We start from the raw sequence: 19502 nt of genomic DNA on the forward strand, positions 1-19502 counted from the left end.
GGTTGAGCGGGGGCCACTCAGCGAGGGATCACTCGCCGGTGGCGCCACCCTCGTCAGTGGCCAGTTCCAACTCCGAGGGGCTGTCGGGCAGATCCGACTTGGCCGTGCCCTCGAAGGTGAAGGGCTGTTCCTTGTCGCCTTCGTTGACGTCGACCCGGACGATCTGACCGGCACCGAGCTCGCCGAACAGGATCTTCTCGGCCAGCACGTCCTCGATGTCCCGCTGCAGGGCGCGGCGCAGCGGCCGGGCTCCCAGCACCGGATCGAAGCCGCGCTTGGCGACCAGTTCCTTGGCCGGCTGGGTGAGTTCGATACCCATGTCGCGGTCCTTGAGGCGCACCTCGATCTCGGCGACCATCAGGTCGACGATCCGCTCGATGTCCTCCTGGGTGAGCTGACGGAAGACGATGATCTCGTCGATCCGGTTGAGGAACTCGGGACGGAAGTTCTGCTTGAGTTCCTCCGCCACCTTGCCCTTCATCCGCTCGTAGCTGCCCTCGGTGTCGTTGGCGGCCGAGAAGCCCAGGTTGACGGTCTTGGCGATGTCGCGGGTGCCCAAGTTGGTCGTCATGACGATGACGGTGTTCTTGAAGTCCACGACTCGACCCTGCGCATCGGTGAGGCGACCCTCGTCGAGGATCTGCAGCAACGAGTTGAAGATGTCGGGGTGTGCCTTCTCGATCTCGTCGAACAGGACCACGCTGAAGGGCTTGCGGCGCACCTTTTCCGTGAGCTGGCCACCCTCCTCGTAGCCGACGTATCCGGGCGGGGACCCGAACATCCGCGAGGCGGTGTGCTTCTCGGAGTACTCCGACATGTCCAGCGTGATGAGGGCGTCCTCGTCACCGAACAGGAACTCGGTCAGCGCCTTGGTCAGCTCGGTCTTGCCGACGCCCGAGGGGCCGGCGAAGATGAACGAACCGCTGGGGCGCTTCGGGTCCTTCAGGCCAGCGCGGGTACGCCGGATGGACCGGGCCAACGCCTTCACGGCCTCGTCCTGACCGATGTAACGCTTGCCGATCTCCTGCTCCATGTTCAGCAGACGCGAGGACTCCTCCTCGGTGATGCGGAACACCGGAATGCCGGTGGCGCTGGAGAGCACCTCGGCGATCAGCTCGTCGTCCACCTCGGCCACGGTGTCGGTGTCGCCGACCTTCCAGGCCTCTTCCTTCTCGGAACGTTGGTTGAGCAGCTTCTTCTCGTCGTCGCGCAGGCGAGCAGCACGCTCGTAGTCCTGCCCGTCGATGGCAGCTTCCTTCTCCAGACGCACCTGGGCGATCTTCTCGTCGAACTCGCGCAGGTCCGGCGGGGCGGTCATCCGCTTGATCCGCAGGCGAGCGCCAGCCTCGTCGATCAGGTCGATCGCCTTGTCGGGCAGGAACCGGTCCTGCACGTAGCGGTCAGCCATCGTCGCCGCAGCGGTCAGCGCCTCGTCGGTGATGGTGACGCGGTGGTGCGCCTCGTACCGATCCCGCAGCCCGCGCAGGATGTCGATGGTGTGCGCGATCGAGGGCTCGGCGACCTGGATCGGCTGGAACCGCCGCTCCAGAGCCGCATCCTTCTCGATGTGCTTGCGGTACTCGTCCAGGGTGGTCGCACCGATGGTCTGCAACTCGCCGCGGGCCAGCATCGGCTTGAGGATGCTGGCGGCATCGATTGCGCCCTCGGCGGCACCCGCACCGACGAGGGTGTGGATCTCGTCGATGAACAGGATGATGTCGCCGCGCGACTTGATCTCCTTGAGGACCTTCTTCAGGCGCTCCTCGAAGTCACCGCGGTAACGCGAACCGGCTACCAACGCGCCCAGGTCGAGGGTGTAGATCTGCTTGTCCCGCAGCGTCTCGGGGACATCGCCGCGCACCACGGCCTGACTGAGACCCTCGACGACGGCGGTCTTGCCCACGCCGGGCTCACCGATCAGCACCGGGTTGTTCTTGGTGCGGCGCGACAGCACCGTCATGACCCGCTCGATCTCCTTCTCACGACCGATGACGGGGTCCAGCGCATTGTCCTTGGCGGCCTGGGTCAGGTTGCGACCGAACTGGTCCAGCACCGAGGAGGAGGACGGCGCCCCCTGCTCGGGCGCACCGGCGGTGGCGGCTTCCTTGCCCTGGTAGCCGTTGAGCATCTGCAGCACGGTGCTGCGCACTCGGGCCAGGTCGGCGCCCAGCTTGATGAGCACCTGGGTGGCGATGCCTTCGCCCTCCCGGATCAGACCCAGCAGGATGTGCTCGGTGCCGATGTAGGAGTGATTGATCTGGATGGCCTCGCGCAGGCTCAACTCCAGCACCCGCTTGGCGCGCGGGGTGAAAGGAATGTGACCGGTCGGCGCCTGCTGACCGTGACCGATCATCTCGACGACCTGTTCGCGGGCGTCCTCCAGCGTCACGCCCAGCGAATCGAGGGCTTTGGCGGCAACGCCTTCACCCTCATGAATCAGTCCGAGCAGAATGTGCTCGGTGCCGATGTAGTTGTGGTTGAGCATCCGTGCCTCGTCCTGAGCCAGTACGACGACTCGGCGAGCACGGTCAGTGAACCGCTCAAACATCCGAACTCCCTACGGCGCGGCTGCGCCCCTCGACAACAGTCCGGGTGGACTGGATGACCAGTCTAGTGACTGCCTCCACACCTCGAACCTCCCAGCCCTGACTGGACCACGTGCTGATTCAACCGTGCCGCACCGACAACAATTCCCGCCAGCGAACGAGGTTCGCTGGCAGCGAACGGAAAGCCGGTCAGTGAGCGGCTTCGTACCGCTCGCGCACCTCGCGCGAGACCCGGCCCCGTTCGCTGACCTCGATTCCGTTGGACTGCGCCCAAGCCCGGACCACGGTGTCGGGGGTACCGATGGTCTGGCGGGACCGCTTGCTGCGCTTGGTGGTGGGGGCAGCGCCGGCGGGCAGCTTACGGGCGTGACCGATCCACTGCGCCATCGCCTCACGGAACTTGACCTCATTGCTGTCATTGAGGTCAATCTCGTACGCGGTGCCGTCGACGGAGAATTGAATGGTGTGCGACGCCTTCGAGCCATCGATGTCGTCTTCGAGAATGATGTGCATGCGCTGAGCCATCGGGACAACCTTCCTCTGTGCCGCAGCTGAATATCGGGGGTGATATCGATCCATTTCGGATCAAATGCGGCGAACGCGGCCAAGCGTATCCAGATTGGATCCGCCCCGGCAAGATAAACCGGGATTTCTGTGCTGCCTGGAGTGGAGAACACAAAACCCGCAAGCACTGCGCTTGCGGGTCTGTGGTGTGAACAGCTGGGCAGGTTCAGGCTTGCTGGCGCTCCTGCATGGGCTCATCAAGGATGCCGGGGGCGAGCTTCTGCAGGTCGACGACGGTCGGGAAGCTGCTCTCATTCCACACCGCGCGGGGATCGGGCAGCGCATCCCATTCGGACACGGCGGTGGGATCCACCTGGGCCCGCCGCGGCAGCGCCAGCACCTCGGCGTCGTCACTGGCGAGCAGCGCGGCCAGCTCGGCCTGGACGGCCTCGAGGGCGGCGCGCAGCTCGGCGTTCTGGGTGGCCAGGTCGGCATTGTGCTGCTTCAGAGTGGCCTGATTGCCGCGCTCGGTGGACAGCGCAGCCTGAAGCTCGGCGATGGTGCGCCGCAGTTCCGCGACCCGCTCCTGAGAGGCTTGGTTACGGCCCGACAGCACGTCAAGGACCTCACGGTTGACCTGGCGGTCCTCCTGCAGCTTGCCGGTGAGTCGGCCGGTGGTCTCCCGCAGCTCGACCCGCGAGGCCTCACGCTGGGCGGTGACGCGAGCTTCGACCTCACGCCACGCGATCAGCACGGCGCCGAGACCGGCGAGCACCGCGACGGCGATGCCAGCACGAATGATCCACGGACCGCCGAAAGCGGCTCCGGTGGCAAGAAGGGCGCCCGAAGCAAGCACCACCAGCGAGATCACTCGCATCCGGTGGGGTTGTTGCGCACGACTGCGGCGGGCGGCACTCGAAGAAGGGCCTGGGACTGGTGAAGAAGATGCCGTGTTCACATTGCGGAGTCTAGCTGGCGGGCGTCAGACTTCCTACACCGCCATGCCACTCTTGATGAGATTTCCCGAAGGAATTCAGGTTGGGTCAGCGGGCCTGCGACAGGCACGTTCGAGCACTCGCCCGGCCACCATCACAGCAAGGCAGGCAACGGTGGTGATGCCCGCCATCACTACCCGTTCCCGGGGTGCCGCAGCCTCCCATTGGGTCAGCCACAACAATGCGTACGCCAGGTAATGGCCGCCCAACAGGGCGCCGGCAACCCCGCCGGCTCGCCCGGCCACCAAGCGGGCCAGGAAACGGGGTGCATCCTCGGCCAACCACTGTTTCCGTTCGGCCTTCATCCGCTGCGCCTGCCACCCCAGGATCCCGGCGAAGATCGCCAGCGCCACCGGCACGGGCCACGGCACCATCGGCGCCTGGAAGGCGAAGGACCGGCTGGTCACCACCACCAGCCAGGCGAGCACCGCCCCCAGCGCGGCGGCGGCCACGAAGTGCAGCGGGGTGAGCAAGCCCAGGTTGCCGCCCTCGGACTCGGGTGGGTCCTCGGCGGGCTCAGGCGGGAGCTGGGAGTCGCGCACTCAGTCCTCCAGCGCCAAATCCTCCCGGCGCTTCACCGTGCTGCTGTCCACCTTCGCCAGCAGGTCCTGGATCGGGCCATGCCCTGGCAGGTCCGCCTTGGGCTCAATCTCAACCCACGGAGCCAACACGAAGGCGCGCTCGTGGGCGTGGGGATGCGGCAGTTGCAGTGCCGGCTGATCCATCTCGACCTTGCCCATCACGATCAGGTCGACGTCGAGCGTACGGGGCGCATTCGCCTCACCGCGGGTGCGCCCGAAAGCATCCTCGATCGCCATGGTGCGGTCCAACATCGTCAGCGGTTCCTGGTTGGTCTCGGCCAGCACCACCACGTTGAGGAAGGCGGGGTCCTGGGAGACGTCACGCCCCTCACCCTCGGCCTGCTCCGGCGAGCTCCACGGCTTGGTCTCCCAGACCGAGGAGACGTCCACGATGAACAGGTCAGGGGTCTCGCGCAGCGCCATCAATGCCCCCTGCAGGTTGGCGAGCCGATCGCCCAGATTTGATCCCAGGCTCAGGACGACGGGCCGCAGCGGCTTCATCCCGCTCAGGGTGTCGGCATCGATGGCGAATGGATTCAGGGTTTCGCTCACTTGGCTTCCTTCTCGGTGAGGCGGTCACGGCGCACCGTCACCACGATGTCGTCCACCAGCAGCCCCACGGGGGCGTGGGGCTTGTGGACACTGACCTGCACGCTCGTGATGAGCGGCTGCTGCAGACATTCCTCGGCAATCTCGTGCGCCAGCCGTTCCACCAGATTGACCGGCTCGCCGACGATGCGGTCCCGGACCAGCTGCGCCAGAGCGCTGTAGTCGACAGAATCAGACAATTCGTCGCTGGCGCCGGCGGGTGCCAGGTCGAGCCAGCAGATCAGGTCGACCACGAAGGGCTGCGCATGGAAACGCTCGTGCGGCAACAGGCCGTGCTTGCCACTGGCCTGAATGCCGTGGATCTCGATTCGGTCCCCACCCCAGGGCCCGGGCAGGACGTCAGTCACGGCCCTCACCTCGCTCACTGTGCCCACTTCTGGTCGGGTCCGCACCATATCCCACCGAGGCAAGGGGCCGCTGACGATCACGTAACGCTTCGGCAACACGGACGGCGTCGCACTGGCCGACGACCTCATGGGTACGCACCGCCCAGACTCGGTGCTGGGCGACCAGGGCGGTGATCGCTGCGGTCGCCACGTCCCGTTCCAGGGGCGGTCGCGGTTGCCCATCGGAAGCCAGCAGCGTCCCCAGGAAGCCCTTGCGGGAGGCGCCCACCAGCAGGGGCCACCGCCGACCGGCCAGCTGGGACAGCCGGTCCAGCGCAGCCAGCAACGTCCAGTTGTGCTCAGTAGTCTTCGAGAAACCCAGGCCGGGATCCACCGCCAACAGGTCCGGTCGGATGCCAGCCGCGAGCGCCGCCTCCACCCGGGCCTCGAGCTCCTGGCACACCTCGGCGACCACGTCGGCGTACACGGCCTGTTCCTGCATCCGTTCGGAGTGGCCCCGCCAGTGCATGGTGATGTAGCCGATGCCGCTGGCGGCCACGACCGGGAGCATCTCCGGGTCAGCCAGGCCGCCCGACACGTCGTTGATGAAGGCCGCGCCGGCCTCGGCGCTGGCGTGGGCCACCTCGGCCCGCATGGTGTCCACCGACACCGCCACTCCCGCAGCTGCCAAGGCGGTCACGATCGGCACCACGCGTGACCGTTCGACATCGGCCGGCACCCGCTGGGCACCCGGCCGGGTCGACTCGGCGCCGACGTCGACGATGGTGGCGCCCTCGGCAACCATCCGGCGGGCATGCCGAAGCGCGGTCTCGGGTGCCAGGTGGGTGCCGCCGTCGGAGAAGGAATCCTCGGTGAGGTTGAGGATGCCCATCACACGGGTGGGGCCGGACGCCAACAGGGCGACCGGTGCGGGACGGCGTCCGCCGCTCATCGACCGCCGGCCCCGTGCTGGATCAGTGACATCGCCTCGGCCCGGGTGGCGGGCCGGCGCAGCATCCCGCGGACCGCGCTGGTGACGGTGCGGGCGCCGGGCTTGTGGACGCCACGCATCGACATGCACAGGTGCTCGCAGTCGACCACCACGATCACACCCCCCGGTTTCAGGCTGTCCACCAGCGCATCGGCGACCTGGGTGGTGAGGCGTTCCTGGATCTGGGGACGGCGGGCGTACACCTCCACCAGTCGGGCCAGCTTGCTGAGTCCCGTGACCCGGCCCTGGTCGCCAGGGATGTAGCCGACGTGCGCCACCCCGGTGAAGGGCAACAGGTGGTGTTCGCACATCGAGGCGACCTCGATGTCGGTCACCAGCACCAGTTCGTTGTGGTCCAACTCGAAGGTGGTCTCGAGCACCTCGGCGGGTTCCTGGCGCAGGCCGGCGAAAAGCTCGCCGTACGCCCGGGCCACCCGCGCCGGAGTGTCCCGCAGTCCGTCCCGGTCGGGATCCTCACCGATCCCGACCAGGATCTCGCGTACGCCGCGACGGACCCGATCCTCGTCGAAACCTGACTCGTTCACCGCCGACTCATTCGTTGGTGGCGGGGCCCTGCGGGCCGAGCGGACCCTGCGGACCATGGGGACCTTGCGGACCGGAACCACCGGCGCCACCCAGCGGGCCCGGCGGAACGTCGGTGGGGCCCTGGACACCGCCGGGCGGCAGCGCGCCGCCGCCACCGCCGGCCTGCTGGTCCTCGGGCACCGGAGGCGGCGTCACCGGCGGAATCATCGACGGTTCCCGGTCCGGCGAGCCGGTCCAGGCCGGCCGCTTCGGGTGCCGCTTGAGGGCAGCGAAGATCTGCTCGACCTGATGCTTGTTGAGGGTTTCGTGCTGGAACAGCTGGCGCACCAACTCGTCCAGCACGTCCCGGTTGTCCTGCAGCACCTGGTAGGCCTCCTGATGGGCCTGGTGGATCAGTCGGGCGACTTCCTCGTCAATGATCCCGGCAACCTCCTCGGAGTAGGTCCGGTTGCCGCCACCACCCATCTCGCGGCCCAGGAACGGCTCCTGATCGCCGGCGCCGAACCGGATCGCGCCGAGGCGTTCAGTCATGCCGTACTCAGTGACCATCGAGCGCGCCACCTTGGTTGCCTTCTCGAGGTCATTGCTGGCGCCGGTCGTGGGATCGTGGAAGATGAGTTCCTCAGCGGCCCGGCCGCCCAGCATGTACGCCAACTGGTCCAGCAACTCGCCGCGGGTGTTGGAGTACTTGTCCTCATCGGGCATCACCATCGTGTAGCCCAGCGCGCGACCGCGCGGCAGGATCGTGATCTTCTGCACCGGGTCGGTGGCCGGCATCGCCGCCGCCACCAGCGCGTGGCCACCCTCGTGGTAGGCCGTGATGAGGCGTTCCCGCTCGTCCATGATCCGGCTGTGCTTCTGCGGTCCGGCGATGACGCGGTCGATCGCCTCGTCCAGGTCCCGGGCGGTGATCTGCTGGGATCCCGACCGGGCGGTCAGCAGCGCGGCCTCGTTGAGAACATTCGCCAGGTCGGCACCGGTGAAGCCGGGCGTACGACGCGCCACCGACGCCAGATCGACATCGGCGGCGAGGGGCTTGCCGTTGGCGTGCACGTTCAGGATCTGCAGGCGGCCGGCCAGGTCGGGGGCCTCGACGGCGATCTGGCGGTCGAATCGGCCCGGACGCAGCAGCGCAGGGTCGAGCACGTCGGGGCGGTTGGTCGCCGCGATCAGAATGACGCCACCGCGAACATCGAAGCCGTCCATCTCGACGAGCAACTGGTTGAGGGTCTGCTCACGTTCGTCGTGGCCACCGCCCATGCCGGCGCCACGGTGCCGGCCGACGGCGTCGATCTCGTCGATGAAGACGATCGCGGGCGCGTTCTCCTTGGCCTGTTCGAAGAGGTCCCGGACCCGGGAGGCGCCGACGCCGACGAACATCTCCACGAAGTCGGAGCCGGAGATCGAATAGAACGGTACGCCGGCCTCGCCGGCCACTGCCCGGGCCAACAACGTCTTGCCGGTGCCGGGCGGGCCATAGAGCAGGACGCCCTTGGGGATCTTGGCACCGACAGCTTGGAACTTCGCCGGCTCTGCCAGGAACTCCTTGATCTCCTGCAACTCCTCGATGGCCTCCTCGCATCCGGCCACGTCACCGAAGGTGTTTTTCGGGGTGTCCTTGGAGGCAGCCTTCGCCTTGGACTTGCCGAACTGCATCACCCGCGAACCGCCACCCTGGGCGGAGTTGAAGATGAACAGGATGATCATGCCGATCAGCAGGAACGGGATCAGCGTGCTCAGCAGCGTGGTGAGGAAGCCCGGGGTCGGGTTGAGGCCCTGCCAGCTGTCGAGCGAGCCCTCAGCGACCCGTTCGTTGAGCCGGGGAATGATCTGCTGGGCCTGGTCACCGACCCAGACCGCCTTCATCTTGGTCTCGGCCTCGTCCTTCATCGTGACCTGGATCGCCTGCTCGTTGTCGATCAGGACAACTTCCTTGAGCGGCTCATCCCCCTCGATGACCTGGATCACGCGGGACGTGGGCTCTTCGGTGAAGCCGTCAGCGTTTCCGAGGAAGTCGATCAGCAGGCCAATCATGACCAGACCGAGCAGGATCCACAGGAAGGGGCTTCGCGCGATGCGAGAGAAGTTCATGGCCTACCTAGATCAAGGGAGTAACGCCCCAACCTTAGTGGACGCCCGAAGCGCGGCCACATCCTCGCTGCAGACCGGCCGAACGGGCCTGGCTCAGCGATAGATCTCGGGCTTCAGCGTGGCGACGTCGGCCAGGTTGCGATAGCGCTGGGCGTAGTCCAAGCCGTAACCGACCACGAACTCATCGGGGATGTCGAAGCCGATGTACTTGACCTCGACATCGTTCTGGATCGCCTCGGGCTTGCGGAACATGGTCATGATCTCCAGGCTCTTCGGCTCCCGGGAGCGCAGGTTGGAGACCAGGTAGGACAGCGTCAGGCCGGTGTCGATGATGTCCTCGACCACCAGCACGTTGCGGCCGTGGATGTCATTGGTGAGGTCCTTGAGGATGCGCACCACACCCGAGGACTGGGTGCCCGAACCGTAGGAGGAGATGGCCATCCAGTCCATCTCACAGTGAGACTTCATCAGTCGCGACAGGTCAGCCATGACCATCACCGCTCCGTTGAGGACACCCACCAGCAGCAGGTCCTCGCCGCGATAGTCCGCGTCGATCTGGGCTGCCACCTCCGTGAGTCGTTCCTGCACCTGCTGGGAGGTGTAGAGCACCTGCTCGAAGTCCTGACCAATGTCGGTTGCGCGCACGGCCTCACCCTAGCCGCTGGGGTAGGTTGCCGCCATGGCCAAGCGGGAGTTGGGCCCGGCCGCCGAGCAGGTCGCCCGGGCCGTCGACACGTTCACCGGCCACGGCGACTGGGGGGTGGCCTGTTCCGGTGGTCCCGACTCGATGGCGTTGGCCGCTGGCCTGGCGTGGGTGGCCCGCCGCCGGCAGGTGCGCTGCCCGGTCTGGCTGGTGGACCACCAGCTGCAGCCAGGCTCCGGTGAGGTGGTCCGCCGTGCCGCCGCCGCGCTCACCCAGAAGTTCCGCGCCCAGCTCGATCCCCGGGTCCTCACCGTCACCGTCATCAGCGACGGCTCCGGTCCGGAGGCGGCGGCTCGCGGCGTACGCCTGGCGGCGCTCGCCGCGGCGGCCCGGCACCTCGGCGTCGGCGTCCTGCTCGGGCACACCCTGGACGACCAGGCCGAATCGGTCCTGTTGGGGTTGGCGCGCGGATCCGGCGCCCGGTCGCTGGCCGGGATGCCGCAGCAGCGCGACCACGACGGCGTACGCCTGGGGCGGCCGCTGCTGGGACTACGGCGGGCGGTGACCCGTCAGGCAGCCGAGGAATGGGGTTTGCCGGTCTGGGATGACCCGCACAATGCCGACCCCCGCTATGCCCGGGTGCGCGTCCGGGATCGGGTGCTGCCCACGCTGGCGGCCGAGTTGGGACCCGGCATCCCCGAGGCGCTGGCACGGACCGCCGACCAGCTGCGCGTCGACAGCGACTGGCTCGACCAGCAGACTCCCACGCTGCCAGCCGAACCCCGCTGTGCCGAGTTGGCCGACCTGCCCGCGCCGCTGCTGCACCGCTCGCTGCGGGACTGGTTGCGGGAGGCAGGCGGTGAGGTCACGTCCGGGCACCTGCTGGCCGTGGTCGGCCTGGTGCACGACTGGCACGGTCAGGGGCCGCTGCAGTTGCCGGGGCTACAGGTCAGCCGCCGCGCCGGCCGGCTGGTCCGTCACCAGCCCACCGATCACCAGCCCACCGATCACGCGCCCATCGATCACCAAGGCCGCTCGACCCGAGGCTGACCGGTCTCCCGGCTGTCCCAGTCGCGGCGTTCGGCCTGGCGCTGTTCGCCCTGGCGGTTCTTCTCCTCCAGCTGACGTTCCTTGTCGCCCTTGTCACCATCATTGGAGGTCGGCGACTGCGTCGGCGTACCGCTGGGCGTGGAATCCGAGCTTGGCTCCGGGGTGGCCTGACTCAGCTTCTCCTCCAGCCGGGCGATGGTGTCGGTGCGGTCGGTTTCCTGCTCCGGCACCTCACACCGGTGCTGCTGGAGCAGATCCAGTGCCTGCTGCCAGCGCTGCCGCGACCCCGTCTCGTCCAACTGGCCGGCCAGTTCGTCGCCGTGCAGTTCCCAGGTCCAGGCGAGGTTGTTCGCCACCAGACAGGCCTGCTCCTTGGGCGCCTGCTCCAGCGCCTGGCCCAGCGACTCTGCGGCCGGTTCCCACTGGCTCTGCTTCGCCAACGCGGTGCCATGGTTGAAGTGCGCAATCCAGGGCTGGAAGACGTTGCCCTGTTCGAGCTGTTCAAACTTGCGTGAAGCCGAGCCGTGGTCCTGCTGTTCGTACGCCTCGCGGCCCTGCTGGTTGGTGACCGACATGCCGATGGTTTTGAAAGCGAAGATCGCCAACAGCACCACGATCGGGATGACGAAGGGCAGCACCCGGCGGCGCTGCTGGCGGCTGCGCAGTTCCGGCGTGAGCCGGGTGGGCCGATTCGGCTTGCTGGGGTCGGTGCTCACATCAACTCCTGTCGCAGTCGCTGATGGCGCCGCATCTCCACGGCACCGTCCCAGACCACCAGCGCGACCATCGCCAGCGCCGGCAACCAGTAGAGCGGGAAGCCAGTCTCGACCTGCTGGTCGCTGTCGACGGTGGTGGCCTCGGGCAGTTGGACGTCGACCTCACCAGCACCGGTACGCAACTGGTACTCACCACCGAGCTGGTCGGCCATCGCCTGCAGATTGGCCGGGTCGAGCTTGGAGATGCCGTCCTGAGCCTTGTTGTCCTTGATCGTCTTGTCCTCATAGATCATCGTGGCGCCCTGTTCGGTGCCGTAGCCGAAGACGTAGGCCTGGTCCACCAGCTCGGCCAGCGGTTCGAAGGACTCCGGCGGGGTGTCGACGGTCTGCTCCCCATCGGACATGACGATCACCATCCGGGCTCGTTCCGGGTTGCGTTCCTTGGCGGCCGTCAGGGCCTCCTTGGCCGCCTCGACGCCGACCGAGATGCTCGATCCCTTGCCATAGAAGGGATCGCGTACGCCCATGATCTCCAGGTGGTGTTGCACCGCGACCGTGTCGTTGGTGAAGGGCATCTCCAGTCGTGCACTGTCGTCGAAGACCAGCACCCCGATGTTGATGCCCGGGTACTGCTCGATCAGCTGACTCGCGTCGGCCTGAACGCCGGCCAGCCGGTTCTGGCCGCCGTCGTGGTCGATTGCAGCCATGCTGGAGGTCCGGTCGATCATCAGCAACAGGTCGACCTCCTGCACCGCCGCCTGGTTGGAGGTGGTGCCAGCGGTGGGCCGCAGCGCAACCAGCAGCAGGCACAGCACCACGCCGAGGCGACGCCAGGCAGTCGGCGTACGGAGCTGGTTTCGGTGGACGAAGCCGACCGCGCCCGCTGCCAGCAGCGCGATGACGACCATGATCCAGTCCGGATGCAGACTCATGCCTGCCTCCCGCGTTGCCACTGGGCCACGGTGGCGCCGATCACGCCGACCGACACCAGCACGAAGCCGATCCACGGCAGGTCAGTGGTGAGAATCTGCTCGGGCCCCTCGAGTTTGCTCGCCTCAGTCTGTTCGATGGCATCGACGATCTCGGTCACCGAGGTGCCGTCGTCGACCGCCCAGGCGTTGCCGCCGGTGCGCTGTGCCTGCTCGTGCAGCTCGGAGTATTCACCCTCCTTGCCATACCTCACCTCGGGCGCCAGGCCGTAGATCGTGACGCCGCGTTCGACAGCGACATCGGTGGCTTCGGGCAGTGAGAAGATCGAGGTGTCACCGGTCTCATTGTCGGTGGCGAACACCACCGAACGGGACCGCGGCGGATCGGTGACCGGGCCGAAGTGATCCAGGCAGGACATCAGTCCGTCGCCGACCAGCGACCCCTCGCCGGTGCCCTCCAGGGTGCCGGTGGTCCAGGTGACGTCGAAGTCCTCGATGGCGGTCTTGCCGCGGTTCAGTTCCTCCACGATGAAGGCAGTGTCGGTGGTCAGCGGAAACTTCAACAGCGAGGTGCTGGACCAGATCATCAACCCGATCCGTTCCCCCTCGAGCTGCTGGGCCAGCTCGACGTAGGACTCGAGCATCGGAATCAGGACCTCGTCCATCGAATCGGACACGTCCAGACACAACAGCACATCGCGGTTGCGCAGTTCGGGGCTCTCGCTGCTCACCGCCGACAGCCGGCCGGTCAGCAGCAACGCACCGCTCGCCGCCACGACCAGGCACACCAGCTGGATCAGCGACCAGCGCATCGCCCCTTGCACGCGGTGCCGGTAGCGGGGCAGCGACCGGACCCGCTCCAGGTTGGCCGCAGCCATGCCCTCCCGTGGCGCTGCGGGGGCCTCGGGCGTACGCCGCCACCACCAGATGCCGGCGCCGGCAATCGCCAACGCCAGCGGGATCGCCAGCCACCAGAAACTCAACGCCATGTCATCACCAACTGCTGAGCGGCCTGGGCAGCCGGATCGACGGGGCCGGCCTCATCCGGGGCGAAGTTGGGCGGATAGATGTTCGCGACGAAGTCGGCCAGGCCGGGCAGCCCGGCATGGGCGTTGACGTGGTCGCGCAGGTCACTCAGGGTCATGTGGGACACCGGAATCCGGGAGGCGGTCGTGACGAAGCCACGGACCAGCCGACTGATCTGCTGGTGTGCCTCGCGGCTGCTGATCGCACCCTGGTGGCTCGCCTGTCGGATCTGCTCGATCTCGTCCGCGGTGCGCTGACCGAGCGCCTGGATGTCGATGTGAGGAGGCGGCGGCGGTGGTGGGGGCGGCGGCAACGGCCGGGGTCGGGTGTACCACCAGGTGCCACCGACCAGGCCGACGATCAGGATCACCGCGATGATGCCCGACACCAGCCAGCCGGCGGCGTAGGGCACCGGCGGGTAGAGCTCAGGCGGTACCACGGCGATGCCTCTCCAACAGCGTGAAGGTCGCCCCGATCACTTCGTCCTCGGACTGCAGGTGCGCCGAGGCGATGCCGAGCCGGTCCAACTCCCGGCGCCGGGTGCGGTGCCGTTCCTCGGTCTGCTCGGCGATCTCCTCGCGGAGCCGCTGGTCCCCGCCCAGCCCCGGCAGCAACCGCCGCCGGGAACCGACCTCGACCAGTTCCTTGCCGGCGAGCCGGGGATCGGTCGGGTCCACGTCGCCGATCGTGACGAAGAGCACCTCGTGCTGGGCCCGAAGCCGCCGCAACTGCAGCAACTGCTGCTCGGTGAGCGGCTGGTCGTCGGCCACGATCAGCATGATTGAGCTGCGGCGCAGCGACTTCACGGCCTGAGTCAGGCAGGCGTCCAGGTCGTACGCCGCCGAGTCGGTCTGGCAGCGGTCCTGGATCTGCACCAGCATCCGTTCCAGGGCAATCTCGGTGCTCGCGGGCCGGGCGGCGCCGTCGCCCGCCTGGTCGGCGATCAACAGACCGACCCGGTCACCGTGCCGGGTGGCGAGGTAGCCCACGATCCCGGTCACCAGGATCGCGAGGTCGCGCTTGCTGGTCGTCGGATCGGCCATCGCCGCCATCGGGGCGCCAGTGGCCACCACCACCATCACGGTGTGCTTGCGGTCGGCCACGAACCTCTTGACCAACAGTTCGCCGTGGCGGGCTGAGGCCTTCCAGTCCAGGTCCTTGATGTCGTCACCGCGGACATACTCACGCAGGTCGAAGAAGTCCATGCTGCGCCCCGTGTGCACGGAGGCGTACTGGCCCTCCAGCAGACCGCGTACCTTGCGGTGCGCGTGCAGGGCCAGCTTGGTCTTGACCTTGGTCAGCAGTGCCACGGCGACGCCCGATCAGGGAGTCGGGACCGCGGTGAACACCGCGTCGATGAGGTTCTCCGGGTTCACCCGGTCAGCGACCGCCTCGAAGGTGAGCACCAGGCGGTGCCGCAGCAGGCCGTAACGCAGCTGGCGTACGTCCTCGGGCACCACATGGCCACGGCCGTTGATCAGCGCCACCGCGCGGGCCACACTCAACATCGCGATCGAGCCACGCGGGCTGGCACCGAACTCGAGGTACGCCGCCATCTCCGGCCCAAGGAAGTGCTGCGGATGCCGAGTCGCATTGATCAGCGCAATGATGTAGCGCTTGATCGCCGCATCGACATAGACCCGGTTGGTCATCGCCTGCAATTCGAAGACGTCCTCGGGACGCAGCACGCTGGTGGTGCGGCGTTCGTCGAGGGCACCGGACTCGATCCGGTTCAGGACCTCGAACTCCTCCTCCATGGAGGGGTAGTCGACGATCTCCTTGAGCAGGAAGCGGTCCATCTGGGCCTGCGGGAGGACGTAGGTGCCCTCCTCCTCGATGGGGTTCTGGGTCGCCAGCACCATGAACGGCTCGGGCAGCTTGTGGGTGTCGCCGCCGATGGTGGTCTGGCGCTCCTGCATCGCTTCCAGCATCGCCGACTGGGTCTTCGCGCTGGAACGGTTGATCTCGTCCAACAGGACGAAGTTGGCGTGCACCGGACCAAGCTGGGTGTCGAAGCGGTTGTGCTGGGCGTCATAGACCTGGGTGCCGATGATGTCGCTGGGCAGCAGGTCAGGCGTGCACTGGACCCGGGAGAACTCGGCGTTGATGGTGGAGGCGAGCGTGGAGGCCGCCAGGGTCTTGGCCAGACCCGGCACCGACTCCAGCAGGATGTGGCCCTTCGCGAGCAGGGTGACCAGCAGCGACTGACTGAGCCGCTCCTGTCCGACCACCTTGGTCGCGAAGGCCTCCCGGACAGCAGCCAACATCTGCCCTGCGCGCTGCAACTCCTGGGGATTCAGCGGCGCACCGCCGGGCTGCTGACTCACAAAAACTCCTGAGGTCCTCGGGTAGCGCCACCGGACAGGGGGCCGCAGACATCGTAGCGACCGACCGTGGCAGGAGGGCAGCGTCACTCCCCCGACCGAACACTTCTGTCGACTCGTGCAGTCTGTAGTGGTGTGAGCGACATGACGGAACACGTCCCCGAGGACAACATCACCGAGCTGGTCGGTGAGTACCGGCACGAGCTGGTGCTGCATGCGTATCGGATGCTCGGTCGGTTGGATGAGGCCGAGGACGCCGTGCAGGACGCGAGCCTGCGGGCATGGCGGGGGCAGCAAGGCTTCCGGGGCGAGTCGTCGGCGCGGACCTGGCTGCACCGGCTGGTGACCAATGTGTGCCTCGACCTGCGCGCGAAGGGGGAGCGCCGCTCGTCGATCTTGGCGGAGGGGACCGTACGCGACGGCGTCGCCGCCCCGATCGCGGCCACGGTGCCGTGGCTGCAGGCCTGCCCCGACAGCATGCTTGACGCGGTGGCGGCGCAGCCCGAGGTCGATGCCCGGCTGACCTCACGGGAGACCGTCGAGATCGGCTTCATCGCGGCCCTGCAGCATCTGCCGGACCGGCAGCGGGCGGTCTTCCTGCTGCGCGACACCGCCGGTTGGTCGGCGCGGGAGACGGCAGATCAGCTCGAGATGTCGGTGACAGCGACCAACTCGGCGCTCAACCGTGCGCGCACCACGATGCGCGAGGTGCTGGGTGCCGGCCGCGAGGAGTGGTCCAGGTCGGAGACGAGCGCTACCGAGGACGCGTTCGTGGAGCGCTGGGTGACGGCGGTGGAGGCGGGCGACGACGGGGCGATCGCGGCCCTGCTCGACGAGCAGGTGGTGGTGAGTCATCAGCCCGCAGCGGGGCAGGACACTGACCAGATTGGTTGGTACGCCGGCGTGGCCACCGTCATCAAGGCATGGGCTCCAGCGCTGCACACCGAGCCGTCGCTGGACATGAGGCTGCTCCCGCTGCGAGTGAATCGGCAGCCGGCGCTGGCCTCCTACATCAGGGTGCCCGGGCAGCCGGGCCGCCAGGCATTCGGACTCGAGATCCTGCGGCTGCACCACGGCCGCGCGATGGAGGTGATCAATCTGCGTGCCGACCAGTTCCCCCAGTTGGGGTTGCCCGAGGCACTCGACGACTGATGCGACCACTTCAACGGCTCAACCCCATCGAAAGGACGACAGATGTTTCCCACCACCACGATCTTCATCACCCGCTACGTTGCCGACCATGAAGCCGCGATCCAGTGGTACACCGACTTCTTCGGGGAGGCGGCGTCCGGCGTGCCGGTGCCCAACTGCCGCGAATGGGAGCCGCGCCCCGGCGTGATCTTCCAGGTCATCGAGCAGCCTGACCAGGCCGGCAGCACCACCTTCACCTTCGGGGTCGAGGACCTCGCCGGCGTACGGACCCGGCTTGCCGAGACATCGCTGACCGAGGAGACCTCATGGCAGGTGAAGGGCTTCGACGCCCTCACTTACACCGAGTACGCCGATCCTGAAGGCGTCCGCACCGGACTGCTCAACATCAGCCCGCGCTGAGGCGCGTTGGTTCAGCCGACCGCGCAGCCACAGCCGGCCAGGGCCGCGCCGATCTCGTCGACGTAGCGCCGCGCATCCCAGGTGTCGGCGGCGTCGTTGAGAATCACCGAATAGATGTAGACCTCGCCATCGGCGCCGACCAGATAACCCGTCAGTGAAGTCACGCCGGTCAGCGAGCCGGTCTTGCCGTGCACGTGGCCCCGCCCGGGCGCGGCCGGGCCGGACTCGAATCGGCCGGCCAGACTGCCGTCCACGCCGGCCGTCGGCAGTCCGGTGAACACCGACTGCAGATCCGGGCGGGACAGCGCCAGCTGGATCAGGGACGCGAGGGTACGCGCGGTGAGCCGGTTCTCCCGGGACAGCCCGGACCCGTCAATCACCCGGTCGGCCTCATGGCGTACGCCGAGTTCGGTCAGCCGTTCGGTGACCACCTGCTGGGCTGCCTCGATCGTCCCCGGCTGCCCGGCCGCAATTGCGATGTGCCGGAACACCACCTCGGTGTAGTCGTTGTCGCTGACCATGAGCAGGTGGCGGACCAACACGTCCAGTGGCGGCGACTCGACGCTGGCAAGGTGTCGGGCCTGCTCCGGCTGCTGGCTGGCCTCCCCCAACGTCACGGTGATGCCTCGCTCCTGGAGCAACTGCGCAAAGACGGTCGCCGCACTGCGGGCGGGGTCGGCCTGCCGGGCGCCTGATCCGGGCGCCTGCCGGGCCCCGTCCACCCACAGCGCCGAGGTCGGCGCAGCCTGGTTGCCGTACCCCGGCGGCCAGGTCGGGTTCCAGCCGGCACCGGGAAACAGGGTGGCGTCCCAGTGCAACGTCACCACGTTCTGGCCGGCCAACTGCTCGGCGGTCTGGTCGGCCAAGTCCGTCAGTGTCGCGTCGTCGGCCTCGGCGCCGTTCTGGTCGGGCGCGGTCGCCAGCGACGGATCGCCGCCTCCGACCAGCCACAGCTCGCCCTCATGGGCGACCACCTCGGTGGTGAAGCGATGATCCCCACCCAACGCATCCAGCACCAGTACCGCGGTGGCGACCTTCATCGAGGAGGCCGGCATCAAGCCAGTGTCGGCGCCCCGATTGATCAGCTCTGCCCCCTCGCTGTCGAGCACCACCATGCCCAGTTGGCCCTGCGGCGGCGCGACGGCATCCAGCCGGGCGGCCAGCGCCGGCAGGTCGATCGGGTCGGCGCCGAGGTCATCCGGCAACGCCAACGGCGCCAGGGCCGGGGCAACACCCGGCGGCTGGTCCTCCTCGTGCAGCACCGGCGCACCGGCCGCCGAGTTCGGCGCCCAGATCCCGAGCGCATGCAACACCGGCGACAACGCAAGCAGCACGACCAGCCATACGGCTACAGTGACCCCAAGGAGGGCAAGACCAGAGCGCGAGGTGGTCCGCTTTGAGCCAGCCGCCCGCTTCCTTGTCACAGGTCCTCCTTCTCGCCACAGGCGTCGCGACCGCGGCGCCTCGACCATGATAGGGAGTCCCACCCCGTGAGCGACGCGTCCTACTCCTTGCCTCTCGAGGACGATGCCCCCGTGGAGGGCGGCATCACCTTCGATGTCACCATCGAGATCCCCAAGGGCACCAAGAACAAGTACGAGATGGATCACAAGACGGGCCGGGTACGCCTGGACCGCACGCTGTTCACTGCGACGGCGTACCCGTCTGACTACGGCTTCGTCGAGGGCACCCTCGGTGAGGACGGCGACCCGCTGGACGCCTTGGTGCTGTTGCCGGAGCCGACCTTCCCGGGCTGCCTCATCGAGTGCCGCGCCATCGCGATGTTCCGGATGAAGGACGAGGCGGGCGGTGACGACAAGGTCATCTGCGTACCGACGGCGGACCGCCGACAGGCCAAACTGCAGGACCTCGACGACATCCCCAACTACCAGCTCCTCGAGATCGAGCACTTCTTCCGGGTCTACAAGGACCTGGAGCCCGGCAAGTCCGTCGAGGGCGCCACCTGGACCGGCCGGGACGGTGCGGTCGCCGAGATCCAGAACTCCATCGAGCGTGCCAAGGGCACCCCCTTCGAGCACCACCACGTCAACCTGGCCTGAGGGCTGACGTACGA

At 67.7% G+C, this 19502-nt stretch carries 21 protein-coding genes; 4 read left to right on the plus strand and 17 right to left on the minus strand.

Annotation, left to right across the window (positions count from 1 at the left end):
- Window positions 1-28 precede the first annotated feature (28 nt).
- The 10 genes from CGZ91_RS03675 to hpt all read right to left on the minus strand — a co-directional run bounded on the left by CGZ91_RS03675 (window position 29) and on the right by hpt (window position 9834).
- Window positions 29-2548 (minus strand): ATP-dependent Clp protease ATP-binding subunit, encoded by a 2520-nt coding sequence (locus tag CGZ91_RS03675; RefSeq protein WP_094451707.1) that lies wholly within the window; start codon window positions 2546-2548, stop codon window positions 29-31.
- Between the two features lie 187 nt (window positions 2549-2735).
- Window positions 2736-3071: a histone-like nucleoid-structuring protein Lsr2 gene (locus CGZ91_RS03680; RefSeq protein ID WP_094452598.1), complete on the minus strand. Its 336-nt coding sequence runs from the start codon at window positions 3069-3071 to the stop codon at window positions 2736-2738.
- Window positions 3072-3276: 205 nt separating this feature from the next.
- Window positions 3277-3927, minus strand: a complete 651-nt coding sequence (locus tag CGZ91_RS03685; RefSeq protein WP_144276768.1) for a hypothetical protein — start codon at window positions 3925-3927, stop codon at window positions 3277-3279.
- 156 nt (window positions 3928-4083) lie between these two features.
- A complete protein-coding gene (locus tag CGZ91_RS03690) occupies window positions 4084-4587 on the minus strand; it encodes a DUF3180 family protein (RefSeq protein WP_094452602.1) in 504 nt (167 codons plus the stop codon).
- Complete coding sequence (folK, locus tag CGZ91_RS03695) at window positions 4588-5178, minus strand: 2-amino-4-hydroxy-6-hydroxymethyldihydropteridine diphosphokinase (protein WP_094452604.1); 591 nt, start codon at window positions 5176-5178, stop codon at window positions 4588-4590.
- Window positions 5175-5582, minus strand: a complete 408-nt coding sequence (gene folB / locus CGZ91_RS03700) for a dihydroneopterin aldolase (RefSeq protein WP_229116400.1) — start codon at window positions 5580-5582, stop codon at window positions 5175-5177. The genes folK and folB overlap by 4 nt, the downstream gene beginning before the upstream one ends.
- The gene (gene folP, locus CGZ91_RS03705) at window positions 5575-6513 is read right to left on the minus strand and encodes a dihydropteroate synthase (RefSeq protein ID WP_229116401.1); all 939 of its coding nucleotides are present in this window, start codon (window positions 6511-6513) and stop codon (window positions 5575-5577) included. Before folP ends, folB begins: the two co-directional genes overlap by 8 nt.
- Window positions 6510-7097, minus strand: a complete 588-nt coding sequence (gene folE / locus CGZ91_RS03710) for a GTP cyclohydrolase I FolE (RefSeq protein WP_229116402.1) — start codon at window positions 7095-7097, stop codon at window positions 6510-6512. Before folE ends, folP begins: the two co-directional genes overlap by 4 nt.
- Window positions 7098-7104: 7 nt before the next feature.
- A complete protein-coding gene (ftsH, locus tag CGZ91_RS03715; RefSeq protein ID WP_094452611.1) occupies window positions 7105-9189 on the minus strand; it encodes an ATP-dependent zinc metalloprotease FtsH in 2085 nt (694 codons plus the stop codon).
- A gap of 93 nt (window positions 9190-9282) precedes the next feature.
- On the minus strand, window positions 9283-9834 hold the full coding sequence (gene hpt / locus CGZ91_RS03720) for a hypoxanthine phosphoribosyltransferase (RefSeq protein ID WP_094451700.1): 552 nt from the start codon (window positions 9832-9834) through the stop codon (window positions 9283-9285).
- 34 nt (window positions 9835-9868) lie between these two features.
- Here hpt and tilS point away from each other — a divergent pair, with 34 nt between their 5' ends.
- Window positions 9869-10882, plus strand: coding sequence for a tRNA lysidine(34) synthetase TilS (gene tilS, locus CGZ91_RS03725; RefSeq protein WP_094452613.1), 1014 nt, complete (start codon window positions 9869-9871; stop codon window positions 10880-10882).
- On the opposite strand, the gene CGZ91_RS03730 is transcribed toward tilS, so the two are convergent.
- From CGZ91_RS03730 to CGZ91_RS03755, 6 genes are read right to left on the minus strand one after another with little or no spacing between them, the layout of a single operon-like run.
- Entirely contained in the window at window positions 10855-11598 is a 744-nt protein-coding gene (locus CGZ91_RS03730) for a hypothetical protein (protein ID WP_094452615.1), read from the minus strand. The genes tilS and CGZ91_RS03730 overlap by 28 nt on opposite strands.
- Complete coding sequence (locus CGZ91_RS03735) at window positions 11595-12530, minus strand: vWA domain-containing protein (protein ID WP_094452617.1); 936 nt, start codon at window positions 12528-12530, stop codon at window positions 11595-11597. Before CGZ91_RS03735 ends, CGZ91_RS03730 begins: the two co-directional genes overlap by 4 nt.
- Complete coding sequence (locus tag CGZ91_RS03740) at window positions 12527-13516, minus strand: VWA domain-containing protein (RefSeq protein WP_094452619.1); 990 nt, start codon at window positions 13514-13516, stop codon at window positions 12527-12529. The genes CGZ91_RS03735 and CGZ91_RS03740 overlap by 4 nt, the downstream gene beginning before the upstream one ends.
- Window positions 13507-13992, minus strand: coding sequence for a hypothetical protein (locus tag CGZ91_RS03745; RefSeq protein ID WP_094452621.1), 486 nt, complete (start codon window positions 13990-13992; stop codon window positions 13507-13509). The genes CGZ91_RS03740 and CGZ91_RS03745 overlap by 10 nt, the downstream gene beginning before the upstream one ends.
- A complete protein-coding gene (locus tag CGZ91_RS03750; RefSeq protein ID WP_094452623.1) occupies window positions 13979-14863 on the minus strand; it encodes a DUF58 domain-containing protein in 885 nt (294 codons plus the stop codon). Before CGZ91_RS03750 ends, CGZ91_RS03745 begins: the two co-directional genes overlap by 14 nt.
- A 12-nt stretch (window positions 14864-14875) precedes the next feature.
- Entirely contained in the window at window positions 14876-15820 is a 945-nt protein-coding gene (locus CGZ91_RS03755) for an AAA family ATPase (protein WP_094451805.1), read from the minus strand.
- Window positions 15821-16021: 201 nt separating this feature from the next.
- Here CGZ91_RS03755 and CGZ91_RS03760 point away from each other — a divergent pair, with 201 nt between their 5' ends.
- Together CGZ91_RS03760 and CGZ91_RS03765 are read left to right on the plus strand one after the other, a co-directional pair.
- Entirely contained in the window at window positions 16022-17029 is a 1008-nt protein-coding gene (locus tag CGZ91_RS03760; RefSeq protein ID WP_094452625.1) for an RNA polymerase subunit sigma-70, read from the plus strand.
- 42 nt (window positions 17030-17071) lie between these two features.
- Entirely contained in the window at window positions 17072-17428 is a 357-nt protein-coding gene (locus CGZ91_RS03765; protein WP_094452627.1) for a VOC family protein, read from the plus strand.
- Between the two features lie 11 nt (window positions 17429-17439).
- On the opposite strand, the gene dacB is transcribed toward CGZ91_RS03765, so the two are convergent.
- Window positions 17440-18762: a D-alanyl-D-alanine carboxypeptidase/D-alanyl-D-alanine endopeptidase gene (dacB, locus tag CGZ91_RS03770; RefSeq protein ID WP_179229196.1), complete on the minus strand. Its 1323-nt coding sequence runs from the start codon at window positions 18760-18762 to the stop codon at window positions 17440-17442.
- A gap of 177 nt (window positions 18763-18939) precedes the next feature.
- Between dacB and CGZ91_RS03775 the strand changes: the two genes are divergently transcribed.
- Entirely contained in the window at window positions 18940-19488 is a 549-nt protein-coding gene (locus CGZ91_RS03775; protein WP_324252636.1) for an inorganic diphosphatase, read from the plus strand.
- The last annotated feature ends 14 nt before the right edge of the window (window positions 19489-19502 follow it).

Source organism: Parenemella sanctibonifatiensis (assembly GCF_002250565.1).
GTDB lineage: Bacteria > Actinomycetota > Actinomycetes > Propionibacteriales > Propionibacteriaceae > Parenemella > Parenemella sanctibonifatiensis.

Coding starts and splice junctions, on each gene's coding strand:
- CGZ91_RS03740 (WP_094452619.1), bottom strand. CDS start 13,516: ATGGCGTTGAGTTTCTGGTGGCTGGCGATCCCGCTGGCGTTGGCGATT.
- folP (WP_229116401.1), bottom strand. CDS start 6,513: ATGAGCGGCGGACGCCGTCCCGCACCGGTCGCCCTGTTGGCGTCCGGC.
- CGZ91_RS03685 (WP_144276768.1), bottom strand. CDS start 3,927: ATGCGAGTGATCTCGCTGGTGGTGCTTGCTTCGGGCGCCCTTCTTGCC.
- CGZ91_RS03680 (WP_094452598.1), bottom strand. CDS start 3,071: ATGGCTCAGCGCATGCACATCATTCTCGAAGACGACATCGATGGCTCG.
- CGZ91_RS03755 (WP_094451805.1), bottom strand. CDS start 15,820: ATGTTGGCTGCTGTCCGGGAGGCCTTCGCGACCAAGGTGGTCGGACAG.
- CGZ91_RS03735 (WP_094452617.1), bottom strand. CDS start 12,530: ATGAGTCTGCATCCGGACTGGATCATGGTCGTCATCGCGCTGCTGGCA.
- CGZ91_RS03675 (WP_094451707.1), bottom strand. CDS start 2,548: ATGTTTGAGCGGTTCACTGACCGTGCTCGCCGAGTCGTCGTACTGGCT.
- ftsH (WP_094452611.1), bottom strand. CDS start 9,189: ATGAACTTCTCTCGCATCGCGCGAAGCCCCTTCCTGTGGATCCTGCTC.
- tilS (WP_094452613.1), top strand. CDS start 9,869: ATGGCCAAGCGGGAGTTGGGCCCGGCCGCCGAGCAGGTCGCCCGGGCC.
- CGZ91_RS03765 (WP_094452627.1), top strand. CDS start 17,072: ATGTTTCCCACCACCACGATCTTCATCACCCGCTACGTTGCCGACCAT.
- CGZ91_RS03760 (WP_094452625.1), top strand. CDS start 16,022: ATGACGGAACACGTCCCCGAGGACAACATCACCGAGCTGGTCGGTGAG.